6 protein-coding genes are annotated in these 6,000 nt (G+C 71.4%); 5 read left to right on the top strand and 1 reads right to left on the bottom strand.

All coding sequences use genetic code 11. The features are described 5' to 3' along the window. Positions 1-233 precede the first annotated feature (233 nt). Together ACFWA7_RS32680 and ACFWA7_RS32685 are read left to right on the top strand one after the other, a co-directional pair. Positions 234-911 carry a response regulator transcription factor gene (locus ACFWA7_RS32680; RefSeq protein ID WP_100574199.1) on the top strand — a complete coding sequence of 226 codons (678 nt, stop codon included), beginning with the start codon at positions 234-236 and terminating at the stop codon, positions 909-911. A 35-nt stretch (positions 912-946) separates the two neighbouring features. Further along, positions 947-2,227, top strand: coding sequence for an ATP-binding protein (locus ACFWA7_RS32685; RefSeq protein WP_385545875.1), 1,281 nt, complete (start codon positions 947-949; stop codon positions 2,225-2,227). 36 nt (positions 2,228-2,263) lie between these two features. Here the strand turns inward: ACFWA7_RS32685 and ACFWA7_RS32690 are convergent, their stop codons facing one another. After that, positions 2,264-2,779, bottom strand: coding sequence for a GtrA family protein (locus ACFWA7_RS32690; protein WP_385545878.1), 516 nt, complete (start codon positions 2,777-2,779; stop codon positions 2,264-2,266). A gap of 195 nt (positions 2,780-2,974) precedes the next feature. Here ACFWA7_RS32690 and ACFWA7_RS32695 point away from each other — a divergent pair, with 195 nt between their 5' ends. Genes ACFWA7_RS32695 through ACFWA7_RS32705 form a run of 3 tightly spaced genes read left to right on the top strand, consistent with a single transcriptional unit; the run spans position 2,975 to position 5,906 of the window. Next, positions 2,975-4,180, top strand: a complete 1,206-nt coding sequence (locus tag ACFWA7_RS32695) for a 5-(carboxyamino)imidazole ribonucleotide synthase (protein ID WP_385545882.1) — start codon at positions 2,975-2,977, stop codon at positions 4,178-4,180. Next, complete coding sequence (gene purE, locus ACFWA7_RS32700) at positions 4,177-4,716, top strand: 5-(carboxyamino)imidazole ribonucleotide mutase (protein ID WP_385545885.1); 540 nt, start codon at positions 4,177-4,179, stop codon at positions 4,714-4,716. The genes ACFWA7_RS32695 and purE overlap by 4 nt, the downstream gene beginning before the upstream one ends. A 5-nt stretch (positions 4,717-4,721) precedes the next feature. Continuing rightward, on the top strand, positions 4,722-5,906 hold the full coding sequence (locus tag ACFWA7_RS32705) for a dipeptidase (RefSeq protein WP_385545906.1): 1,185 nt from the start codon (positions 4,722-4,724) through the stop codon (positions 5,904-5,906). Positions 5,907-6,000 lie beyond the last annotated feature (94 nt).

Raw genomic sequence — 6,000 nt, forward strand, 5'->3', positions numbered from 1 at the left:
TGAGAGATGGATCACAGGTGTTGCTGGAACCATCCGCCCACATTCGAAGGTGGTGAACAGGATCGCATCCCAGAGCCGCAGGGATGGACGGGCAAAAGACGATCAAGGAACGGCCGCCGGACGATCAAGAGGCGATCAGGGGACGATCAAGAACGGGCGCGGCTCCCAACCCCGGCCGGTCCCTGACGGGTTCCACGGACAGGCCGTCCCGGCCGCGGACTACCATCACCCCCATGACCCGTGTACTGCTCGCCGAGGACGACGCGTCCATCTCGGAGCCGCTGGCCCGCGCACTGCGTCGGGAGGGTTACGAGGTCGAGGTCCGCGAGGACGGCCCGACCGCCCTCGACGCCGGACTCCAGGGAGGCGCCGACCTGGTCGTGCTCGACCTGGGGCTGCCCGGCATGGACGGCCTGGAGGTGGCCCGCAGGCTCCGCTCCGAGGGCCACACCGTCCCGATCCTGGTGCTGACCGCCCGCGCCGACGAGGTGGACACCGTGGTCGGCCTCGACGCCGGCGCCGACGACTACGTCACCAAGCCGTTCCGGCTGGCCGAGCTGCTGGCCCGGGTGCGGGCCCTGCTGCGGCGCGGCGCCACCGAGCCCGCCCCCCAGCCCGCCACCCACGGCGTACGGATCGACGTCGAGTCGCACCGCGCCTGGATGGGCGACGAGGAGCTCCAGCTCACCGCCAAGGAGTTCGACCTGCTGCGGGTGCTCGTGCGCGACGCGGGCCGGGTCGTCACCCGCGACCAGCTGATGCGCGAGGTCTGGGACACCACCTGGTGGTCCTCGACCAAGACGCTCGACATGCACATCTCCTGGCTGCGCAAGAAGCTCGGCGACGACGCCGCCAACCCGCGCTACATCGCCACCGTCCGCGGCGTCGGCTTCCGCTTCGAGAAGAGCTGACGACCCGCGGCCCGTACGTCCTGGGACACTGAGCCATGCGCCGCCGACTGATCAACTCCACGCTCGCCGTGGTGCTCGTGGTGATCGCCGTCTTCGGCATCTCCCTCGTCATCGTCGAGACCAGGACGATCAGCAGCAGCGCCCAGGAGAGCGTGAACTCCGAGGCGCTGCGGCTCGTCAGCGTCATCGACAGCCGGATGCTCGCGGGCGAGACGGTCGGCCCCCAGTCGCTGGCCGGGGTCGGCCCCGACCGCTACGCCCGCATCGACATCCCCGGCCGCACCCCCATCGAGCTCGGCGCCCGGCCGAGCGGCTCGCTCATCCGCGGCACCGCCACGGGCGCGCGTGGCGAGGCCGTCCTGGTCGAGGAGTCCCGCTCCACGGTCACCAGGGAGGTCGGGCGCACCCTGCTGATCATCGGTGCGGTGGCGCTGCTCGCCATCGTCTCCGCGGTGCTCCTCGCCGTACGCCAGGCCAACAAGCTGGCCTCCCCGCTCACCGATCTGGCCGAGACCGCGGAGCGGCTCGGCTCCGGCGACCCGCGCCCCCGCCACAAGCGGTACGGGGTGCACGAGCTGGACCGGGTCGCCGACGTCCTGGACTCCTCCGCCGAGCGCATCGGCAAGATGCTCACCGCCGAACGCAGGCTCGCCGCCGACGCCTCCCACCAGCTGCGCACCCCGCTCACCGCGCTCTCCATGCGGCTGGAGGAGATCGCCCTCACCGACGACCTGGACACGGTCAAGGAGGAGGCGACGATCGCGCTCACCCAGGTCGAGCGGCTCACCGACGTGGTGGAGCGGCTGCTCACCAACTCCCGCGACCCCCGGATCGGCTCGGCCGTCGTCTTCGACCTCGACGAGGTGGTCAAGCAGCAGCTGGAGGAGTGGCGCCCGGCCTACCGCAGCGCGGGCCGCGCGATCGTCCGCTCCGGCAAGCAGGGGCTGCGTGCGGTGGGCACCCCGGGGGCGGTCGCCCAGGTCCTGGCGGCGCTGATCGAGAACTCGCTGATGCACGGCGGCGGCACGGTCGCGGTGCGCACCCGGGTCACCGGCAACCAGACCGTGGTCGAGGTCACCGACCAGGGACCCGGTGTGCCGTCCGACCTCGGGGCGCGGATCTTCGAGCGGACCATCAGCGGCCGCAACTCCACCGGCATCGGCCTCGCGGTCGCCCGCGACCTGGCGGAGGCGGACGGCGGCCGGCTGGAGATGCTCCAGCAGCAGCCCGCGGTGTTCGCGCTGTTCCTGGGCCGGATGGCACGCGACCCGCGTGATCCGCGTGATCCGCGTGAGCCGGAGCAGACGGTCAGATGACCGGTTCACGCCCCTGATCCACGAGCCGGAACTGCTTTACGAGCCGGAGTTGTTGCGGGCGTACGGCTGAGGGGCATCGCCGAGAAAGGATTCGGCGGTCTCGACGGCCTCCCGGGCGGGCAGCGCCCGGAACACCCAGGTGCGGTACGACCAGAACCGGAAGACCGTGCCGAGCCCGAGGCCCACCACGTTCTTGGCGACGTTGTCGGCGACCGTCGAGGTGTAGCCGAAGCCGTAGTGCGAGAGCGCGAGGACCCCGTTCTCGATCACCAGGCCGATGCCGCTGAACAGCAGGAACAGCATCAGCTCCCGGCTGCGCCGGCCGCTGTCGGTCTGCCGGTAGGTCCAGTAGCGGTTGCCGACGTAGTTGGTGGCGATGGCGACGGCGGTGGCGATGACTCCGGAGCGTACGACCGCGAGGTGGGCCACGTGCATGCACAGGTTGAAGACGATCGCGTTGACGACGAACCCGATGGCGCCCACGGCGCCGAACTTCGCGATCTCCCGGGCGAGCAGCTGCAGTCGCTTACGCAATGCGCCCCGTTCACTCATGGTGATCGCCCAGCCCCGTTCGGTTCGGTGTCGTTCTCGGTATCGGTGTCGTTCGTCGTACGCCAACCCGGCCATGCTAACCAGCGCCTCTGGGCATTGCTCGTGGACGCCCGCAAATCCAGGCCACGCCCGGCCTCGCAGGGCTCCACGGGCCGCTCCGGCGGGGGCCCCGGGGACGGCGGATACCCTGGGGGTGTGACGTTTCCGGTAGTCGGCATGGTCGGCGGCGGTCAGCTCGCCCGTATGACCCACGAGGCGGGCATCCCCCTCGGCCTCAGATTCAAGTTGCTCAGTGACACCCCCCAGGACTCGGCGGCCCAGGTGGTGAGCGAGGTCGTCATCGGCGACTATCGCGACCTGGAGACGCTGCGTGCCTTCGCGCGCGGCTGTGACGTGATCACCTTCGATCACGAGCACGTACCCACCGAACACCTGCGGGCCCTGGAGGCGGACGGCATTCCCGTCCGGCCGGGGCCCGACGCGTTGGTGCACGCCCAGGACAAGGGGGTGATGCGCGCCAGGCTCGACGAGATCGGTGCGCCCTGCCCCCGCCACCGGCTGGTGGCGGACCCGGCCGACGTGTCGCGGTTCGCGGCGGAGATCAGCGGGGGCGGCGCGAAGCGCCTCGATGAGGGGCGGTGGTCGGGCGACGGGTCGGGCGGCTACCCCGTCATCCTCAAGACGGTGCGGGGCGGCTACGACGGCAAGGGCGTGTGGGTCGTGCGCTCCGAGGCGGAGGCGGCGGACGCCTTCAAGGCTGGCGTCGCGGTCCTGGCCGAGGAGAAGGTCGACTTCGTACGGGAGCTGGCCGCCAATGTGGTCCGCTCCCCGCACGGCCAGGCGGTGGCCTACCCGGTCGTCGAGTCGGTCCAGGTCGACGGCGTATGCGACACCGTGATCGCCCCCGCGCCCGACCTCGCCGAGGAACTGGCGGGCGAGGCCCAGCAGCTGGCCCTGCGCATCGCGGACGAGCTGGGCGTGGTCGGCCACCTCGCGGTCGAGCTCTTCGAGACCCGCGACGCCGATGGTGTGTCGCGCATCCTCGTCAACGAGCTGGCCATGCGCCCGCACAACTCCGGCCACTGGACCCAGGACGGCGCGGTCACCTCGCAGTTCGCCAACCACGTCCGGGCCGTACTCGACCTTCCGCTGGGCGACCCGCGCCCGAGGTCGAAGTGGACGGTCATGTGCAACGTGCTCGGCGGCGACTACCCGGACATGTACTACGCGTATCTGCACTGCATGGCCCGCGACCCCCAGCTCAAGATCCATATGTACGGCAAGGACGTGAAGCCCGGTCGTAAGGTCGGCCACGTCAACACCTACGGCGACGACCTCGCTGACGTGCGCGAGCGCGCCCGTCACGCGGCCGACTACCTCAGAGGAACGATCACCGAATGAGCGCCACCCCTGTCAACGGTCCTGTTGTCGGCATCGTCATGGGCTCGGACTCCGACTGGCCGGTCATGGAGGCCGCCGCCCAGGCGCTGCACGAGTTCGAGATCGCGTACGAGGTCGACGTGGTCTCGGCGCACCGGATGCCGCACGAGATGATCGCGTACGGCGAGCAGGCGGCGGACCGCGGTCTGAAGGCGATCATCGCGGGCGCGGGCGGGGCGGCCCATCTGCCCGGCATGCTCGCCTCGGTCACCCCGCTGCCGGTGATCGGTGTGCCGGTACCGCTGAAGTACCTGGACGGCATGGACTCCCTGCTGTCCATCGTGCAGATGCCGGCCGGGGTGCCGGTGGCGACGGTGTCGGTGGGCGGGGCGCGCAACGCGGGTCTGCTGGCCGCCCGTATCCTGGCCGCCCACGACCCCGAACTCCTGGCGCGCATGCGGGAGTTCCAGCAGGAGCTGAACGACCAGGCGACGGAGAAGGGCAGGCGGCTGCGCTCCAAGGTGGAGGCCTCGGCGTCCTTCGGCTTCGGAAAGTGAGCACGGTGGACCACCTCGCGCGGGCCCGTACGCTGCTGGCCCAGCACCCCGTCGTCGACGGCCACAACGACCTCCCCTGGGCGCTGCGCAAGCAGGTCCGCTACGACCTCGAACGCCGCGACGTCGGCCGCGACCAGACCGGCCATCTGCACACCGACATCCCCCGGCTGCGGGCGGGCGGGGTGGGCGCGCAGTTCTGGTCGGTGTACGTGCGTACCGACATGGCGGGCGACGAGGCGGTCAGCGCCACCCTTGAGCAGATCGACTGCGTCGACCAGCTGATCGCGCGCTACCCCGGGGACCTGGCGGGGGCGCTGACGGCGGACGACATGGAGAAGGCGCGGGCGGAGGGCCGCATCGCCTCGCTCAAGGGCGCGGAGGGAGGCCACTCCATCAACAACTCCCTCGCCACGCTACGGGCGTTGTACGCGCTGGGTGTCCGCTACATGACGCTGACCCACAACGACAACACCGCCTGGGCGGACTCGGCGACGGACGCGCCGGGGGTCGGGGGCCTGTCCCCGTTCGGCCACGAGGTGGTCCGCGAGATGAACCGCCTCGGCATGCTCGTCGACCTCTCGCACGTGGCGGCGACGACGATGCGGGACGCGCTGTCGACGTCGTCGGCGCCCGTGATCTTCTCCCACTCCTCGGCGCGGGCGGTGTGCGACCACCCGCGCAACGTGCCCGACGACGTGCTGTCGCTCCTCCCCGGCAACGGGGGAGTGGCCATGGTGACCTTCGTACCGAAGTTCATCCTGCCCGCGGCGGTGGAGTGGACGGCGGCGGCGGACGAGAACCTGCGCGCGCACGGGCTGCACGCGCTGGACACCTCGCCCGAGGCGATGGCGCTGCACGCCGCCTTCGAGGCGGCGCACCCGCGTCCGGCCGCTTCCGTGGTGACGGTGGCGGACCACCTCGACCACATGCGCGCGGTCGCCGGGATCGACCACATCGGCATCGGCGGCGACTTCGACGGCACGGCGTTCACCCCGTCCGGCCTGGACGACGTCTCCGGCTACCCCAACCTGATCGCCGAGCTCCTCAGCCGTGGCTGGTCCGAGGGGGACCTGGCCAAGCTGACGTGGGGGAACGCGGTACGGGTGCTGCGGGACGCGGAGGCGGTGAGCCGGGAGGAGGCGGGCCGGCGGGGGGCGTCGAACGCGACGCTGGATTCCCTGGACGGTTGAGCCCCCACCCCACCCCTTCCCCAAACCCTCCGGGGGTGGGCGGGGGCTGAGGCGGTCTCCGGGGGCTACGCCCCCGGCCCCCCAGCGCGGGGCC

The organism is Streptomyces sp. NPDC059994, from assembly GCF_042737755.1.
Classification (GTDB): Bacteria; Actinomycetota; Actinomycetes; order Streptomycetales; family Streptomycetaceae; genus Streptomyces.

Excerpts from the sequence above, each read along its gene's own strand:
- ACFWA7_RS32680 (WP_100574199.1), top strand. The coding sequence starts at position 234 with ATGACCCGTGTACTGCTCGCCGAGGACGACGCGTCCATCTCGGAGCCG.
- ACFWA7_RS32685 (WP_385545875.1), top strand. The coding sequence starts at position 947 with ATGCGCCGCCGACTGATCAACTCCACGCTCGCCGTGGTGCTCGTGGTG.
- ACFWA7_RS32690 (WP_385545878.1), bottom strand. The coding sequence starts at position 2,779 with ATGAGTGAACGGGGCGCATTGCGTAAGCGACTGCAGCTGCTCGCCCGG.
- purE (WP_385545885.1), top strand. The coding sequence starts at position 4,177 with ATGAGCGCCACCCCTGTCAACGGTCCTGTTGTCGGCATCGTCATGGGC.